Origin of the sequence: Acinetobacter sp. WCHAc010034 (assembly GCF_001696615.3) — a bacterium.
In the GTDB taxonomy this organism is placed as follows: Bacteria; Pseudomonadota; Gammaproteobacteria; order Pseudomonadales; family Moraxellaceae; genus Acinetobacter.
The window spans coordinates 483,518-497,795 of sequence record NZ_CP032279.1; the positions used below are offsets into that span (position 1 = coordinate 483,518).

General features: G+C 52.3%; 18 protein-coding genes. All 18 read right to left on the reverse strand.

Annotated elements, in window-relative coordinates; all coding sequences use genetic code 11:
* The gene (gene gspK / locus BEN74_RS03680) at positions 1–960 is read right to left on the reverse strand and encodes a type II secretion system minor pseudopilin GspK (protein ID WP_228200388.1); all 960 of its coding nucleotides are present in this window, start codon (positions 958–960) and stop codon (positions 1–3) included.
* Positions 957–1,634: a type II secretion system minor pseudopilin GspJ gene (gspJ, locus tag BEN74_RS03685; RefSeq protein WP_068912346.1), complete on the reverse strand. Its 678-nt coding sequence runs from the start codon at positions 1,632–1,634 to the stop codon at positions 957–959. Before gspJ ends, gspK begins: the two co-directional genes overlap by 4 nt.
* Entirely contained in the window at positions 1,631–2,074 is a 444-nt protein-coding gene (gene gspI, locus BEN74_RS03690; protein WP_068912344.1) for a type II secretion system minor pseudopilin GspI, read from the reverse strand. The genes gspJ and gspI overlap by 4 nt, the downstream gene beginning before the upstream one ends.
* Positions 2,071–2,616 carry a pilus assembly FimT family protein gene (locus BEN74_RS03695; RefSeq protein ID WP_068912342.1) on the reverse strand — a complete coding sequence of 182 codons (546 nt, stop codon included), beginning with the start codon at positions 2,614–2,616 and terminating at the stop codon, positions 2,071–2,073. The genes gspI and BEN74_RS03695 overlap by 4 nt, the downstream gene beginning before the upstream one ends.
* Positions 2,617–2,625: 9 nt before the next feature.
* Positions 2,626–3,240 (reverse strand): TetR/AcrR family transcriptional regulator, encoded by a 615-nt coding sequence (locus BEN74_RS03700; protein ID WP_068912339.1) that lies wholly within the window; start codon positions 3,238–3,240, stop codon positions 2,626–2,628.
* A 44-nt stretch (positions 3,241–3,284) separates the two neighbouring features.
* The gene (locus tag BEN74_RS03705) at positions 3,285–4,058 is read right to left on the reverse strand and encodes a TatD family hydrolase (RefSeq protein ID WP_068912337.1); all 774 of its coding nucleotides are present in this window, start codon (positions 4,056–4,058) and stop codon (positions 3,285–3,287) included.
* 30 nt (positions 4,059–4,088) lie between these two features.
* Positions 4,089–4,430: a PilZ domain-containing protein gene (locus BEN74_RS03710; protein ID WP_068912334.1), complete on the reverse strand. Its 342-nt coding sequence runs from the start codon at positions 4,428–4,430 to the stop codon at positions 4,089–4,091.
* Between the two features lie 16 nt (positions 4,431–4,446).
* Positions 4,447–5,430, reverse strand: coding sequence for a DNA polymerase III subunit delta' (locus tag BEN74_RS03715; protein ID WP_068912331.1), 984 nt, complete (start codon positions 5,428–5,430; stop codon positions 4,447–4,449).
* Positions 5,431–5,442: 12 nt separating this feature from the next.
* Positions 5,443–6,204 carry a 3-deoxy-manno-octulosonate cytidylyltransferase gene (gene kdsB, locus BEN74_RS03720; RefSeq protein ID WP_068912329.1) on the reverse strand — a complete coding sequence of 254 codons (762 nt, stop codon included), beginning with the start codon at positions 6,202–6,204 and terminating at the stop codon, positions 5,443–5,445.
* Complete coding sequence (lpxK, locus tag BEN74_RS03725) at positions 6,204–7,220, reverse strand: tetraacyldisaccharide 4'-kinase (RefSeq protein ID WP_068912327.1); 1,017 nt, start codon at positions 7,218–7,220, stop codon at positions 6,204–6,206. The genes kdsB and lpxK overlap by 1 nt, the downstream gene beginning before the upstream one ends.
* Positions 7,221–8,948, reverse strand: a complete 1,728-nt coding sequence (msbA, locus tag BEN74_RS03730) for a lipid A export permease/ATP-binding protein MsbA (RefSeq protein ID WP_068912325.1) — start codon at positions 8,946–8,948, stop codon at positions 7,221–7,223. It lies immediately after the preceding gene.
* Complete coding sequence (locus tag BEN74_RS03735) at positions 8,948–9,370, reverse strand: ExbD/TolR family protein (RefSeq protein ID WP_068912323.1); 423 nt, start codon at positions 9,368–9,370, stop codon at positions 8,948–8,950. Before BEN74_RS03735 ends, msbA begins: the two co-directional genes overlap by 1 nt.
* Positions 9,371–9,379: 9 nt before the next feature.
* Positions 9,380–10,021: a MotA/TolQ/ExbB proton channel family protein gene (locus tag BEN74_RS03740; protein ID WP_068912313.1), complete on the reverse strand. Its 642-nt coding sequence runs from the start codon at positions 10,019–10,021 to the stop codon at positions 9,380–9,382.
* A 31-nt stretch (positions 10,022–10,052) separates the two neighbouring features.
* A complete protein-coding gene (locus BEN74_RS03745) occupies positions 10,053–10,940 on the reverse strand; it encodes a ParB/RepB/Spo0J family partition protein (RefSeq protein ID WP_068912311.1) in 888 nt (295 codons plus the stop codon).
* Positions 10,937–11,719 carry a ParA family protein gene (locus BEN74_RS03750; RefSeq protein WP_068912309.1) on the reverse strand — a complete coding sequence of 261 codons (783 nt, stop codon included), beginning with the start codon at positions 11,717–11,719 and terminating at the stop codon, positions 10,937–10,939. Before BEN74_RS03750 ends, BEN74_RS03745 begins: the two co-directional genes overlap by 4 nt.
* Before the next feature lie 24 nt (positions 11,720–11,743).
* Positions 11,744–12,376, reverse strand: coding sequence for a 16S rRNA (guanine(527)-N(7))-methyltransferase RsmG (gene rsmG / locus BEN74_RS03755; RefSeq protein WP_068912306.1), 633 nt, complete (start codon positions 12,374–12,376; stop codon positions 11,744–11,746).
* A gap of 84 nt (positions 12,377–12,460) precedes the next feature.
* Entirely contained in the window at positions 12,461–13,150 is a 690-nt protein-coding gene (gene murU, locus BEN74_RS03760) for an N-acetylmuramate alpha-1-phosphate uridylyltransferase MurU (RefSeq protein ID WP_068912303.1), read from the reverse strand.
* Positions 13,150–14,163 carry an aminoglycoside phosphotransferase family protein gene (locus tag BEN74_RS03765; RefSeq protein ID WP_068912300.1) on the reverse strand — a complete coding sequence of 338 codons (1,014 nt, stop codon included), beginning with the start codon at positions 14,161–14,163 and terminating at the stop codon, positions 13,150–13,152. The genes murU and BEN74_RS03765 overlap by 1 nt, the downstream gene beginning before the upstream one ends.
* Between the last annotated feature and the right edge of the window lie 115 nt (positions 14,164–14,278).

Sequence of the window (14,278 nt, forward strand, 5' to 3'; positions counted from 1 at the left end):
TCAAAAAGGCGCTGCGCTTCTGTAAGCCACGTAGACTTCTTTATCCTTGCGCACCAGTTCAGATGAAAACTGGCGCTTCCGGCCACTCAGCTCAATTTCTATCCGGGCCTTAAAATAATTGGACTGCACGCCCAGCAAAGCATTGACGGCGCTGCGCGATGCTGGATCAATCTGCGAAAAAGGCGCTTTCTCCCAAAGCGCTGCCACGCTGTCAAAATGCTCCAATTTCGCCTGCTGCTGATCCTTCAGCTGCTGCACGGCATCGACATCCAGCGTTGCATCTATGCTGGCCAATACAAAAGCCGGCGCAGTATTGATATTGACCAGGGTTTCATTGCTGGGCAAGGCGCTGACATAAGGCGCGATCAGCCTGTATTTTCCCTCCTCAAAGCCGCGCACCAGCTTCAGCTCTTCCACGCTGTGGAATTTGGCATTCGGCGGCAGCGGCGCATTCTGCAGTCCGCCGTAATAGCCGGATTCCGCGCCCATCGCGCCTGCCGGCTCGTCATTTTCATCCTGCCAGTCTATGACCGCTTCACTCAGCTGCGCCGGCAGGCCTGCGCGCGTCAGGAGCTTTTCAAACCATTTCTTAGCGCTTTCGTTTACGCTACCGTCTGCAGTGAGCAGGCTGTTCAGGTTGAATTTACCGGACTCATCTTCAAGCACGCCTGAAACGTAGCCGTCATCAACCGGAAAAGCCGGCATCGGCTTGGCCCAGTTTTCCTGCAGATGGTCAACGCCGCCGGCATTCTCCGCATCATCCTTCAGCAGCGCAGCAAAGAATGTTTCGGCGCTTTTGGCGTACAGCAGGGACTGATTCTGGCGCATGAGATAAGCGGTCGCTTCCGCGGTATTGCTTTGGCGCTTGGCAATGCTGGCAGCCAGAATGGTCGCCAAAGCCACCATCATTAAAATAGTCAGCAGCGCAATGCCTTTCTGAGGCTGCATAACAGGCTTCATCCAGACACCTCCTGCTTGCCGTCTTTTGGATTGCCGCCGCCTTTTCCACCCGAATTGCCGTCCTGCTGCAGGAAGTCGGTATTCAGCAGGCTGAACAGCCATTCATATTCGACTTCATTTACGCTCAGCTTAATTTTCAAGCCGCGCGGCAAGCGCTGCAGCCCGCTGCGCTTGCTCAGGTCCGCTGAAGGGTCAGGCCAGGCGCTTAATTCTTCAGGATTCAGCACGCGGATTTCAAACTGCTCAACATCGGCCAGCAGCACGCTGGAATCCGGCTGATCATGCCCTGACTGATTAATATTGCGGTATTTCAGCCGGTAAAGCTTTTTATCCGCAGCATTATATTGGTATTCCACCCGCTCATCCGGCGCGATGCCCTGATTGAGCGGATCGGTTACGCCGGTTTTGCTGAAGTTGAAGCGCCCATTCTGCAGCACCATCGCGGGCTGAATGTCGCCATTGATATTGGCCGTCAGCGGCACCGCCTGCAGGGTATCACGCAAAATCTGCTGATAGGCTTCCTGCAGCTGCGAAAGCCGGACTTCATGCATGCTGTTGCGCTCTTTGACCTTTGAAATATAGTCAAAAACTTTCCAGCCCAGCGCCGACAGCACAGCAAAAATCGCAATGGCGACCAGCAGCTCAACCAGCGTAAAGCCTTGGCGCCTGCTCATGAGTTTTCCGCTTTGGCGTTGAAGAACACCAAACTGGCGATGCCCGCCTCAACTTTTCCGGTATCAGCATTCATCAGGCTGACCTGCACATCAATGCGCTGCACATCCGGGCTGACGGTCGGCTGCGCGGATTTGTCAATCTGCCAGGTTTCGCCCTGCTGGGTAATTTGCTTAGACGCGGTGCCGCTCATCCATTCCCGCTTCATTTCCATTGAGGCGATTTCATTCAGCGCAACAAACTGCGCCTTGGTTCTTAAAACCGCATTGGCGGTCGCCTGCGTATACTGCATCGCCACATTGCTCAAGGCGATGGCCGCGGTTGCGAAAATCGCCAGCGCCACCATCACTTCCAGCAGGGTAAAGCCTGAGCAGTGATGGGCGGAACGCTGCTGCGCCGCTGCGCAAGGCGCAAAACCGCGCTTTAAGTATTCAGCTTTCATTCATTTATTTTGCCTAGATGGTCAATTTCAATTTCATTTCCTACCGGCCGCTCTTCAAAATAGAACTGAATGCGCACCGGCTTGACCTCGCCGTTGCCCAGCCAAATCAGCTTTGGCGCGCTTTCACCCAGCAGCTCGCTGTTATTGGCATTTTCATAGCGCTGCTCCAAGGGCTGGATGCTGAAGGCCACCTGATCGGGCAGCGTCCGTTCCGGAAAGTCTTTATATTTTTGCCAGTTATTATTCTGATTGAAAACTGCTGCATTTTTCTGATTCGGCAGGTATTCCAGCACATCATACTGGAAGCCCGCCACATCTGTCGCTGGATGCGCGCTCAGCGCCAAAATCCGCGCCTGATCATTGGATTCACGCAGGAGTTTCTGCACATCCATAATGAACACTTCACGCGCCTGCATGGCTTTGCGCTGATCTGTGCCGCTCATATTGAGCAGCACCAGAGACGCCATGATGCCCATAATTACAATGACCACCATCAATTCCACCAGGGTGAAGCCTCGAACTGATGAGGGCCTGATTTTCATAGCCTGCCTTTAAGCGAACTGAACCGCAGCATTGACCTGCTTCGGCAGCGCCAAAGCCTGATCAATATAGGCAACCCGCAGCGTATCCCTTGAGCCTAAATAGCGCTGATAGAAGCTGGAATTCAGAATCGCCGCTGCGCCATGCGTCAGCGACCAGATGGACGCCAGATAATCCCGCACCGGCATTGCGCTCTGAATCAGCTCCAGATACCTTTCCGTCATGCGGATAATCAGGCGCAGGCGCTGCTTGCGCACCTGATACAGTTCACTGAATAAATGCTGAATGCCGGCGCCGGTGGTTGACAGGCGCTCTTCAATTTGATGGAACAGCACAGTGCGCTCGGGGTGGTGCAGATGATGCAGCATGAAGAAAGCCAGATGTTCAGGAAACTGCTTGTCTGTGTCTTTAATCATTTCCAGCAGCATGCGCTCATTGCGGATGATCAGCAGCATGTACAGCTCATCCTTGCTTTGAAAGTGCTTATAGAGCGTGCCTTTGGCAAGATCCAGCTCCGCAGCCAGCGCATCAAGCGTCATGCCTGCTTCGCCGTTTTCCAGAAGGAGCTGCTCTGCAACTTGAAAAATCAACGCTTCTCTTGCTCGAAACTGAGCCTGACGATCCATCTTCACCCTATACTCTCTTCTGCGCTTATATCAATTCAAATTATTTACTTTAAATTGAGAAGGTTTTCAAAGTTCTGCTTCGTAATAAAAGCCACCTCTTCAAGTGACTTATCATATACATCACTTAAGGCTTTGGCTACATAAGGAACATATTTTGGTTCATTCGGCTTGCCGCGGTACGGCATCGGCGCCAGATAAGGGCTGTCGGTTTCAATCAGCACGCGGTCCAGCGGCACCTGCCTGGCGACATCGCGCAGATCCTGCGCATTTTTAAAGGAGATGATGCCGGAAAAGGAGATGTAATAGCCGCAGTCCAAAACCGCTTTGGCGGTTTCCCAGTCTTCGGTAAAGCAGTGCAGAATGCCGTGCGTGGATTTTTCCGCGCGGATAATATCCACCGTGTCATGCTTGGCGGCGCGAGTATGCACCACCACGGGCTTTTTAACAATTTGCGAAGCATGGATATGGCGCGCGAAGCATTCCTTCTGCTCCTGAATAAAGTCCGTGCTGTGAAAATAATCCAGCCCGGTTTCACCCAGCGCCCAGGCTTTTTCAGGCTGCGCAAGCTCAACCAGACAGTCTGTGGTTGCGCGCGCCATCACTGCCGGGTCTTCACACGGATGCACGCCGACTGAATATCCGACATCGGCATGCCGGGCGGCGATTTCCGCCAGCTGGATGTGGTCATCCAGATCGACAGAGATGCTCATAAAGCGGGAAACGCCCGCTTCACGCGCCTGCGCCAAAGCCAGATCCAAATCTCCGCCATAAGGCGCAAGATCAAGCATGGTTAAATGACAATGGGTATCAGTAAACACTATAAGCACCTATGCAAAGTAAGCTGTAACCTACATAGTGTAACTTCTGCGCCCTTCAGTTTTAAGGCCTGTCAGCAGCCGTTCCGCTTCAGATTTGAAATAAACGCCTTTTTCTCCAGCAAGCTGTATGCCGAAGCCCTGCGGCTTAATGCCATTCTGCTTTTGCGAAATCCAGATCACCTTGCCTGTCAGCGGAATTTTCTGCGACTGATCCGGCAGCGTAGTCAGCACAAATACTTCATCACCCATTTTAACCGCCTGCTTTGACGGGACAAACAGGCCGCCGCCGGCGACAAAAGGCATATAGCTGGCAAACAGTGTTTCCACATCTGGAATATTGGCCTGAATAATTCCGCCCATGCGTGGCTGCATTGCTGTTCCCCTTATTTTAAATATTCATCAGTTTAATGCACAGCTGATCCAGCGCTAAATTTGTCTGCACGTTCTGTTCGATAAATTTTTTGGACTGCTGAAGTTCTGCATAAATGCCAAATAATGATTCCAAATCATACTGATCCGGCAGATCACTAAAATTCAGGTCGATATTTTTTATGGCCTGATTCAGCTTGACACAAATCAAATCAGACAACAAGTATTCAAACATTTGACTGAAGTCACTGAAGCTCAGCGCTTTGTTCCACTTGGTCGCAATTGCCATCGGCATATTTTTCTGCTTGACTAATTTTTGCCAGTCATTGACAAAGTCCTGGCGCAGATTCAGCCATCCGCTTTCCGCCAACTCCACCGCCTGCAGCGGCATATGATTGGACAGGTTCATCAGCAGCTGATGCGCCTGCAGCCCGCTGTCCGGCAAATTTTCATGCAAATAGGCTTCAGCCTGCGCAGCGCTGATGCGGTCAAGGGCAAAATGCTGCAGGCGGCTGCGGATGGTCGCCGGCAGCTTCAGATAATGCGCCGCCAGCAGGATAATCACAATGCGGTCGCCCGGCTCTTCCAGCGTTTTCAGCAGCGCATTGGCAGAGGCGGTATTTAAAGCCTCCGCCGGCTCAATCACCACCACGCGCCAGCCATCCACGGTCTGCTGCACAAAAGGCAGCAAATCCCGGATTTTTTCAATTTTAATTTTGGCGTTCTGCTTTTTATTGTCATCATCGGTGCTGATATGCACATAGTTGGGGTGCGTGCCCGATTTCAGCCACTGGCAGCTGCCGCATTCGCCGCAGGGCTGATTCGCCGCATGGCGGTTCTGGCATAAAACCCACGCCAGAAACTGCTGCGCGAAAGCCTCTTTGCCGCAGCCTTTTTTGCCGTAAAACAGCAACCCATGGCCCAGCTTCGGAAAGCGCCCGGTCAGCGTATCCCAAACCTGCTGCTGCCAGGGGTAAATCCGCGCAGTCACTTCATTTGACATGGATGCAGTCCTTTATTCAAAGCAAGAAACATCCATTTGATTCAGGCGCTCCAAATCGGCCGGGGTATCGACACCCGGCGGCAAGTTCGCTTCGGCCACGGCAATGGCGATGCTGCGGCCATTTTCCAGCACGCGCAGCTGCTCCAGGCTTTCCAGCTTTTCCAGCGCGCCCATCTCCCAAGTGACATAGTCCTGCAGCAGCTTGACCCGATAGGCATACAGGCCCAGATGGCGGTAAGCCTGAGCAGGCAATTGCGGTTCCGCCTGTTTCGCGCCTTCGCGGTCATAGGGAATAGCCGCGCGGCTGAAATACAGCGCCTGATTGCGCTTTGACATCACCACTTTCACAATGCTGTCGCGCTGAAACTCTTCCAGGCTGTGAATCGGCTCGCACAAGGTCGACATGGAAGATGCCGGCTGATCCTGCAGCAGCTGCGCCACCTGCTGCACCAGCAGCGCCGGCAGCAAAGGCTCATCGCCCTGTACATTGACAATAATGTCCTCAGCAGCCCAGCCTTTAATGCGCGCCACTTCACTGAGGCGGTCCGTGCCGGACGGATGCTCCGCCGAGGTCAGCACCACATCTACGCCTTCCGCGCGGCACACCGCTGCGATGCGCTCATCATCTGTCGCCACGCAAAGATCATCAAAGCCTTCAACTTTCCGGGCCTGATCCACAACACGCAGAATCATCGGGCGGCCGTGAATTTCCAGCAATGGCTTGCCCGGCAGGCGTGAACTGGAAAAGCGGGCAGGAATAACAATATGTTTCATCAATGAGAGCCTTCATGAAGTATAATGCCTAGCTGCCCCAGCTGCTGATGCAGCGTTTCATAGCAGGCCGGCGACAGTACAGCCTCTACCGGCACCACCCAGATTTCGCGCTGAAAATCCGGATGGCGCTTGAGCAGAGGCAGAATTTTAACTGCATCTTTTTCTGTGGTAATAATGGGATTGCTGTCTTCAAACTGCAAATCATCAATTGCGTAGTCATAATGGTCTGGAAATTCATGGCACTGAAACTGCCGAATGCCCATATTTTTCAAAGTCTGGTAAAAGCGCTGCGGAAAGCCGATGCCAGATACCGCGTAAAAATCCGCTTCAGGATTGAATAATTTCGCCGCATTGCCATTCAGCAAATACGGTTTGGATTCTTCCAGATGCATGTTCAGCGGAAGCTCAGGCGCGGCGGCATGCTCAATCACCGTGCCGCTTTTCAGCCGGCTTTTCGGCTCACGCAAGTAGCCTTCCGGCAGCAGTTTTTCATTGCCCAAGCCGCGGTTATTGTCCAGCACAATCCATTCCAGCTGGCGTTCAAGCGCCCAGTGCTGCAGGCCGTCATCGCAGATGATTAAATCCAGGGCATGCCGGGACAGCAGCAGTTCAATGCTTTTCTGCCGGTTAGGGCCTACAGCCATCGGCACACCCGTTGACTGCACAATCAGCAGCGGCTCATCCCCGACGGCTTCAGCCGCTGCAGCTGAACCGACATAAGCCGGAAACGGCCCTCTGCCGCCATAGCCGCGGCTGATCACGCCGACTTTCACCTGCCGGCTCTGCAGGTAATTCACCAGATGAATCAGCAGCGGGGTTTTTCCACTGCCGCCAACGGTGATATTGCCAATCACCATGACCGGCACAGGCGCAGTATAGCTCTGCTTCAGGCCCGCCTTATACAGGCTCTGATTCAGCAGGAATCCGCCGCGGTACAGCCATGACAGCGGCCTGAGCACAATAAGCCACTTCGCCTGCCTGTTCCAGGCATTCTGAATGAACTGCGCCGCGGACATTTACTGTTCCTCAAAATTGCGCTGGTGCAGCTGGAAGTAGGCACCGCGCTTTGCCATCAGCTCTGCATGCGAGCCCTGCTCAACAATCCGGCCTTTATCCATCACCACAATGCGGTCGGCATTTTCAATCGTGGACAGGCGGTGCGCAATCACAATCGTGGTGCGGTCGCGCATGGCGGCGTCAAAGGCCTGCTGAATAAAGTACTCAGATTCATTGTCCAGCGCGCTGGTCGCTTCATCCAAAATCAGCAGCGGCGCGTCTTTCAGAATGGCGCGCGCAATCGCGATGCGCTGGCGCTGGCCGCCCGACAAATTCAGGCCCTGAGCGCCAAGCGGCGTGTCATAACCTTGCGGCAGGCTCATAATAAAGTCGTGCGCATAGGCCGCTTTAGCCGCTGCAATCACCTGCTCGTCGGAAGCGCCTTCCAGCTGGCCATAGGCAATATTTTCACGCACGGTGCGGTTAAACAGCACCACCTGCTGATTCACCATGGAAATCTGCTGGCGCAGGCAGTCCAGCTCAATATCATGGATATCCATGCCGTCGAATTTCAGCTGGCCCGAACTGACTTCCTGATAGCGCAGCAGCAGGTTCACCAATGAGGTTTTGCCTGCGCCGGAACGCCCTACCAAAGCCACGGTTTCCCCGGCATTGACCTTTAAATCAAAGTCGTGCAAGGCATGGAAGCCGTCAGAATACACCAGATTGACCTTGCTGAATTCAACATTGCCCTGCAGCACAGGGGTCAGCGCGCCAGTATTGGCTTCTTCCGGCAGATCCAGTAGCTCAAAGACTGAATGGGCCGCCGCCATGCCGCGCTGAATTTTTTCATTCACGTCAGTTAAGGCTTTGATCGGCTTGCTGAGCATGCCGGCCGCGGTAATGTATGCGACAAACTGGCCGGCCGAAGTGTCCTGCATGATCTCCGGGCGCAAGGCGATATACATCACAATCGCCAATGGAATTGACATGATCAGCTGTACAACCGGACTGTTCAGCTGCTGCACCACCACCATTTTCATGCCGCGGCGCAAGTTTTCCATAGACTTGTCATAAAAGCGCTGCTGCTCATACTTATGCCCGGCAAAGCCTTTCACCACCATGTTGCCGTTGACAGTTTCCTGTACCACATGGTTGACGTCCCCCATAGTGTTTTGCACTTGGGTAGACAGTTTGCGCATGCGCTTTGAGGCTTTGCGGATCAGCAGGCCAATCAGCGGCGTAAAAATCAGGATAATTAAAGTTAAGCGCCAATTGCTGTAAACTAGGTAGCCAATCAGCCCCAAGGTAATCAGCCCCTGCTGAACGATTGTCCGCAGCGACTCTGTCGAAGCAGCCGTCAGCTGCTCAACGTTATACATAATCTTAGCGGTAATATGACCGCTGGAATTGTCCAAATAATACTGCGAAGGAAGGCGCATGAGTTTTGCGAACACTTCCTGGCGGATATTGAAAATCAGGTTGCGGGAAATGACTGCCGTGAAATAGCCGCCGATGAATGTCCCCAGTCCGCGGAAAAACATCAGCACCACCACAAGAAGCGGAAACACAGAGGTAAAGCTCTGATCGCGGTGCTGAATCGCATTAATGATGCGCTCCAGCAGCTTGGCGACAGATACTTCAGTCGCAGCGTTAATTGCGAAGCCGATGACTACAAATACCGCCAAGCCCCAAAAAGGTTTTAAATAACTTAATAGCCGCAGATAGACCTTTAAATCGTGCTTCACTAATAACCTCGAGTGGGTACTTTCGTACTAATATTGATATTTACAAAGCCCAGCTGGCCGGCCACATCCATGACGCGGATCACGTCCTGATGCGCGGCTTTTGCATCGGCCGCAATGACGAACATTAAATCACGGCGCTCATTTGAAATCTGTTTAATTGCAGTATTTAAATCCGCGGCTTCTTTGCTTGCCAGAGACTGGCCATTGACAGAATAATGCCCGGACGAATCCACCACAACTTCAATTTTATGCTCATACTGCTTCGGCGGCACGCCTTGCGCATCCGGCAAAGTCAGATTCATCCGGCTCAGCTGATTAAAAGTGGTGGATAGCAACAAAAACACCAAGATGAACAATAGGCAGTCAATCATTGGCGTTAAGTTTATATGAACATCTTCAACTTGCCTGCGCTTGAATTTCATTGCACGGCCTCAGCTTGCTTTTTGCAAATCCTGCTGTTTTTCATCAGCCGGATTCTGGTAAAAAAGCGCAGCATGAAACAGCGTCGACTGCTGTTCCAGTTCAGCAATGTATTCCTGCACCAGGCGCTGAAAATAGCGGTGCGCGAACAGGGCTGGAATTGCAATGAACATGCCGGCCGCTGTGGTAATCAGGGCTTTGGAAATGCCGGGCATCATCAGCACCGGATCGCTGTTGGTGCCGATGTCGATCATTAAAAATGACTCAATAATCCCGATGACCGTTCCCAGCAGGCCCAGCAGCGGCGCAACCGCGCTGAGCGTGCCCAGAAAGTTGATATTCTTTTCCAAATAGCCGATTTCTTGAGACGCAGCCACTTCCATCTGCGCGCGCGTGTACTGCTCGCTTTGATTTTTGCTGCGCCAGCCGGCTGCAAAAATCCGGCCCAAAGTGCTGCGCTGCAGGTTTTGATCCTGCTGCAGCTGCTGCGCCGCCTGCTCTGCCGTTTGATGGTGATTCATCAGCAAGGCGGCCGGCAGCACCGCCGGCTTTCTCAAGCGGATAAAGCGCTCAATTGCAATCGCGATGGTAAAGATTGAACACAGCACCAGCGGAAGCATCAGCCATCCGCCGGCTTTGACTAATTCCCACATTTGATTTTCCCCAATAAATCGAATTCTAAAATTAATCAGCTAAACAGATATTCAAAATCCCATCCAGCTCTTCCAGCGAATGGTAATTAATCACGAGCTTGCCCTTGCCTTGCTTATTATGGTCTATTTTGACATCTGCGCCGAAGCGGTCAGACAGGCGCTGTGACAGCTGCTGAATATCTGAAGGCAGGCCTTGTTTTTCTTTTGCCTGCTTAGGCGTATTTAAGTCGCGCACCAGCTGTTCAGTTTGGCGCACAGACAGGCTCTTTTCTATCACCAGCTCAGCCACCCTCAGCTGATCTTTAGCTTTCAGGGTCAGGATGGCGCGCGCATGCCCCATATCCAGCAGGCTTTGCTGCATAAAATCTTTTACCGGCTCTGCCAGAGTCAGCAGGCGCAGCAGGTTGCTGATTGTAGTACGCGCCTTGCCTACGGTATCGGCAATTTCCTGATGGCTGAGGCCAAATTCTTCGTGAAAGCGCTGCAGGGCCATAGCCTGATCAATCGGATTCAGATCCTGGCGCTGAATGTTTTCAATCAGGGCCAAAGCAATGGCAACCTGATCGCTCAGGTCACGGACAATGGCCGGAACTTCGGTTAAGCCCGCCAGCTGGGCCGCGCGCCAGCGCCGCTCGCCGGCAATGATTTCATAGGGATGCTTGTCATCATCAACCGGGCGGATGACGATCGGCTGCATGACGCCGTGTTTTTCAATGGAAGCCGCCAGTTCCTGCAGATCCTGCTCATGAATAAAGCGGCGCGGCTGGTACTCCCCGCGCTGCAGCAAATGAACATTAATCTGCTTCAGCTGGCCATGATCTAAGGACTGCGCTTCCAGCTGCAGTTTTTCTTTTTGGATTGATCCAAGCAAGGCGTCCAGACCGCGGCCTTTGGCTAATCCGCGTTTTTTTGCGGTCATGCTTTACTTCCTTTTTTCACTTTGCTTTTTTTCAGCAGTTCAGCCGCCAGATTCAAATAGGCCACTGCGCCTTTCGAGCTTTTTTCAAAATAAATCACCGGCAGGCCGTGCGCAGGCGCTTCTGCAAGGCGCACATTGCGCGGAATCACCGTGTCATACAGCTTTTTGCCGAAGTACTGCTCCAGTTCTGCTGAAACATCACGGGTTAAAGCATTGCGCCCGTCAAACATGGTCCGCAGCACGCCAACAATCTGCAAGTCCGGATTCAGCGCCTGCTGAATGCGGTCAATGGTTTGGGTTAAATCCGCCAAGCCTTCCAGCGCATAGTATTCGCACTGCATTGGAATCAGCACGCTGTCTACCGCAGCCAGGGCATTCACCGTAATCAGGCTCAGGCTCGGCGCGCAGTCCACAATAATATAGTCAAACTTGTCATCGACTTCCTGCAGCGCTTCACGCAGGATGAACTCGCGCCCGTCCTGTTCCGCAATCGCCAGCTCCACGCCGGCCAAATCGCGGTTGGCGCCTAAAACCTTATAGCCGACTTCGGCTTTGGCAATCGCAGTTTCAATCGGCATTTCGCCCAGCAGCACATCTGTGACCGAATACAGCAGGTCATTCTTCTGAATGCCTGAACCCATGGTCGCATTGCCTTGCGAATCCATGTCTACAAGCAATACGCGCTTTTTCAATACGGCTAATGATGCAGCCAAATTTACTGCGGTTGTAGTTTTACCGACACCGCCTTTCTGGTTTGCAATTGCAATAATCTGTGCCATGGCAGCCCCAATTCTTAGAAATAATTAAATACGTTTTAATAAAAGCAAATGGCGCTGTTCGTCCAAGCGGGGAACCTGCAGCGCAATAATCTCGCAGCTGAACTCAGCCTTGAATGCATCCACCTCTTCGCTTGGAATCAGGCCTTTCATTGACGCAATGATGCTGTGCTCATGCATAAATGGAACTGATGCATTGATAAAATCGGTCAAAGACGCAAAAGCGCGGCTGGTAATGACATCAAACTTGCCCAGTTCCGCAATGCTTTCGGCATTTTCGACGCGTGTCTGCACCGCAATCACATTTTTTAATTTTAGGTCAGCAATAAACTGCTTCAAAAAGCGGATTTTCTTGCCGTTTGAGTCCAGCAGCACGCATTCGCGCTCCGGCTGGCACAGGGCAATAATCATGCCCGGCATGCCGCCGCCTGTGCCGATATCTAAAAGGCGGCCCGGCGGCAGGTCTTTTAAAATACTCAAGCTGTCCAAAAGATGCTTCACCAGCATTTCTTTCGGATCACGGATGGCGGTCAGGTTATAGGCTTTATTCCACAGCACCAAGGCGTCCTGATACTTGAGCAATAAATTCAAAGCTTCATCGCTCAGCTCCAAGCCCAAGGCCTGACTGCCCTGCTTAAGTTCTTTAAAAAACGCGTGCATACAATTAACGCCTCGAAAAATTTAGCTGGAAGTATACCGGTTTATCCTGCGTGTCACAGCAGCAGCTGTTTAGCGATTATGCACTTAGGCGTACATGCCTTCGCGAATCTGCAGATCCAGCGCGGTTAAGCGCTCCGGCGTGCCGACATCCACCCAGGCTGCCTGCATTTTTTCCGCAGATATCCGTCCATCCAGCATCGCCTGCTTCAGCAGCGGCGCCAGCGGCCTTTTTCCAGCCTCCAGCCCGTCAAACATTGCAGGATCAATCACGGCAATACCGCTGTAGGTCAGCGCTTCGCCGCTGTGCGCCTGATCGAAGGTATAAGCGCGGCCTTTGCTTAAGGTGAAATCGCCATTTTGATGCTGCGGCGGATTGGCGGTAAAGACCAGATGCGCCAAATCCTGCCCAAGCTGCACATTCAGCAATGCTTCAAAATCAAAAGTTGTCCAGACATCGCCGTTTACCAGTATAAAAGGCTCAGTTCCCAGCAGCGGCAAGGCATTGATAATGCCCCCGGCGGTTTCCAGGCCTTCATCTTCACGGGTCCACAAAATCTTCACGCCGAACTTTGAACCGTCGCCCAACGCGCCAATCAGCACATCGGCCAGCCAGGCTGAATTGATCACAATTTCAGTCACGCCTATTTCTTTAAGCTTTTCAATATGCCAGACAATCAGCGGCTTGCCGCCCACTTCAAGCAGGGGCTTGGGCTTATACAGCGTCAAGGGGCGCATGCGGCTGCCTAGGCCGGCAGCTAAAATCATCGCTTTCATTATGCAGCTGCCTCATAAGCGCCGTATTTGGCTTCAAATTTCGGCATGACTTTAGCGCGCATAAACTGCATGAACGGCTGCAGTTCGGCATAAGGCTGGCTTTCTTCCAGCAAATACCACATCACGCGCGGCAAATCCTTCAAATAGCCTGACTTGCCGTCACGCTCAAACAGGCGCACAAAAATGCCGAGAATTTTAATGTGGCGCTGAACCGCCATAAAATCGGCATCTTTCTTAAACTGCTCAAAACTTCGGCCGTCTTTGGCGGATGCCGGAAGCAGATCATAGAAGGCCTTAAACCAGCTGTAGACGCGTTCAGGGCTCCACTGCACATAGGCGTCGCGGGTAATGGAAATCAGGTCATAGGTGTCTGCGCCAATCACGGCATCCTGAAAATCAATGACGCCCTGCTCCTGCTCGCCCGCCAGCGCCATCAGGTTGCGGCTGTGGAAGTCGCGGTGCACAATCACCTGCGGCTGGGCCAAAGCCGCGTTGGCTAAAATGGCAAAAGTGCGCTTAATCAAAGCGCTTTCATCGGCAGTCGGCGCAACCTGCAGTGACGGCAGCATCCAGTCAGTCAGCAGGGCCATTTCCGCCATCAGCTTTTCATAAGAATAGGCAGGGAAATGGCCTGTGCCGTCAACAGACTGCAGCTGAATCAGCTGCTTAAAGCTCTGCGCATAATGCGCATCTACAGTCGATTCATCCAGCAGGGAAGCCAGCAGCACATCGCCAAAATCTTCCAATAAAAGAAAGCCTTGCTCAAGGTCTTTGGCAGCGATATGCGGCACGCGCACGCCATGCGCATCAAAAAATTCGTCAATCGTCACAAAAGGCACACAATCTTCTTTTTCTGGAGGTGCATCCATGAGCATAAATGTTTTATTATTCAATTTGATTCGTGCATAACGACGGAAGCTTGCATCGCCTGCTAAAAAATTAATTTCAAATTGATCTGAACCAAGTACAGACGCAATCCATGATTGTATCGATTGTTCACGTTGTGTATTCATTTGCGATAAATTCTAAGACAGGCTGAGTTTTTAAAGTGCTAAGTGTAGCTACTTATCAACTTTTTCTCTATGATGCGACAATAATTAATTGCGATAAAGCATTCTTGGTTAATGA

What these genes read in the sequence shown, in the direction of transcription:
- gspK (WP_228200388.1), bottom strand. Translation starts at nt 960, where the DNA reads ATGAAGCCTGTTATGCAGCCTCAGAAAGGCATTGCGCTGCTGACTATT.
- gspJ (WP_068912346.1), bottom strand. Translation starts at nt 1,634, where the DNA reads ATGAGCAGGCGCCAAGGCTTTACGCTGGTTGAGCTGCTGGTCGCCATT.
- gspI (WP_068912344.1), bottom strand. Translation starts at nt 2,074, where the DNA reads ATGAAAGCTGAATACTTAAAGCGCGGTTTTGCGCCTTGCGCAGCGGCG.
- BEN74_RS03695 (WP_068912342.1), bottom strand. Translation starts at nt 2,616, where the DNA reads ATGAAAATCAGGCCCTCATCAGTTCGAGGCTTCACCCTGGTGGAATTG.
- BEN74_RS03700 (WP_068912339.1), bottom strand. Translation starts at nt 3,240, where the DNA reads ATGGATCGTCAGGCTCAGTTTCGAGCAAGAGAAGCGTTGATTTTTCAA.
- BEN74_RS03710 (WP_068912334.1), bottom strand. Translation starts at nt 4,430, where the DNA reads ATGCAGCCACGCATGGGCGGAATTATTCAGGCCAATATTCCAGATGTG.
- BEN74_RS03715 (WP_068912331.1), bottom strand. Translation starts at nt 5,430, where the DNA reads ATGTCAAATGAAGTGACTGCGCGGATTTACCCCTGGCAGCAGCAGGTT.
- kdsB (WP_068912329.1), bottom strand. Translation starts at nt 6,204, where the DNA reads ATGAAACATATTGTTATTCCTGCCCGCTTTTCCAGTTCACGCCTGCCG.
- lpxK (WP_068912327.1), bottom strand. Translation starts at nt 7,220, where the DNA reads ATGTCCGCGGCGCAGTTCATTCAGAATGCCTGGAACAGGCAGGCGAAG.
- BEN74_RS03735 (WP_068912323.1), bottom strand. Translation starts at nt 9,370, where the DNA reads ATGAAATTCAAGCGCAGGCAAGTTGAAGATGTTCATATAAACTTAACG.
- BEN74_RS03740 (WP_068912313.1), bottom strand. Translation starts at nt 10,021, where the DNA reads ATGTGGGAATTAGTCAAAGCCGGCGGATGGCTGATGCTTCCGCTGGTG.
- BEN74_RS03745 (WP_068912311.1), bottom strand. Translation starts at nt 10,940, where the DNA reads ATGACCGCAAAAAAACGCGGATTAGCCAAAGGCCGCGGTCTGGACGCC.
- BEN74_RS03750 (WP_068912309.1), bottom strand. Translation starts at nt 11,719, where the DNA reads ATGGCACAGATTATTGCAATTGCAAACCAGAAAGGCGGTGTCGGTAAA.
- rsmG (WP_068912306.1), bottom strand. Translation starts at nt 12,376, where the DNA reads ATGCACGCGTTTTTTAAAGAACTTAAGCAGGGCAGTCAGGCCTTGGGC.
- murU (WP_068912303.1), bottom strand. Translation starts at nt 13,150, where the DNA reads ATGAAAGCGATGATTTTAGCTGCCGGCCTAGGCAGCCGCATGCGCCCC.
- BEN74_RS03765 (WP_068912300.1), bottom strand. Translation starts at nt 14,163, where the DNA reads ATGAATACACAACGTGAACAATCGATACAATCATGGATTGCGTCTGTA.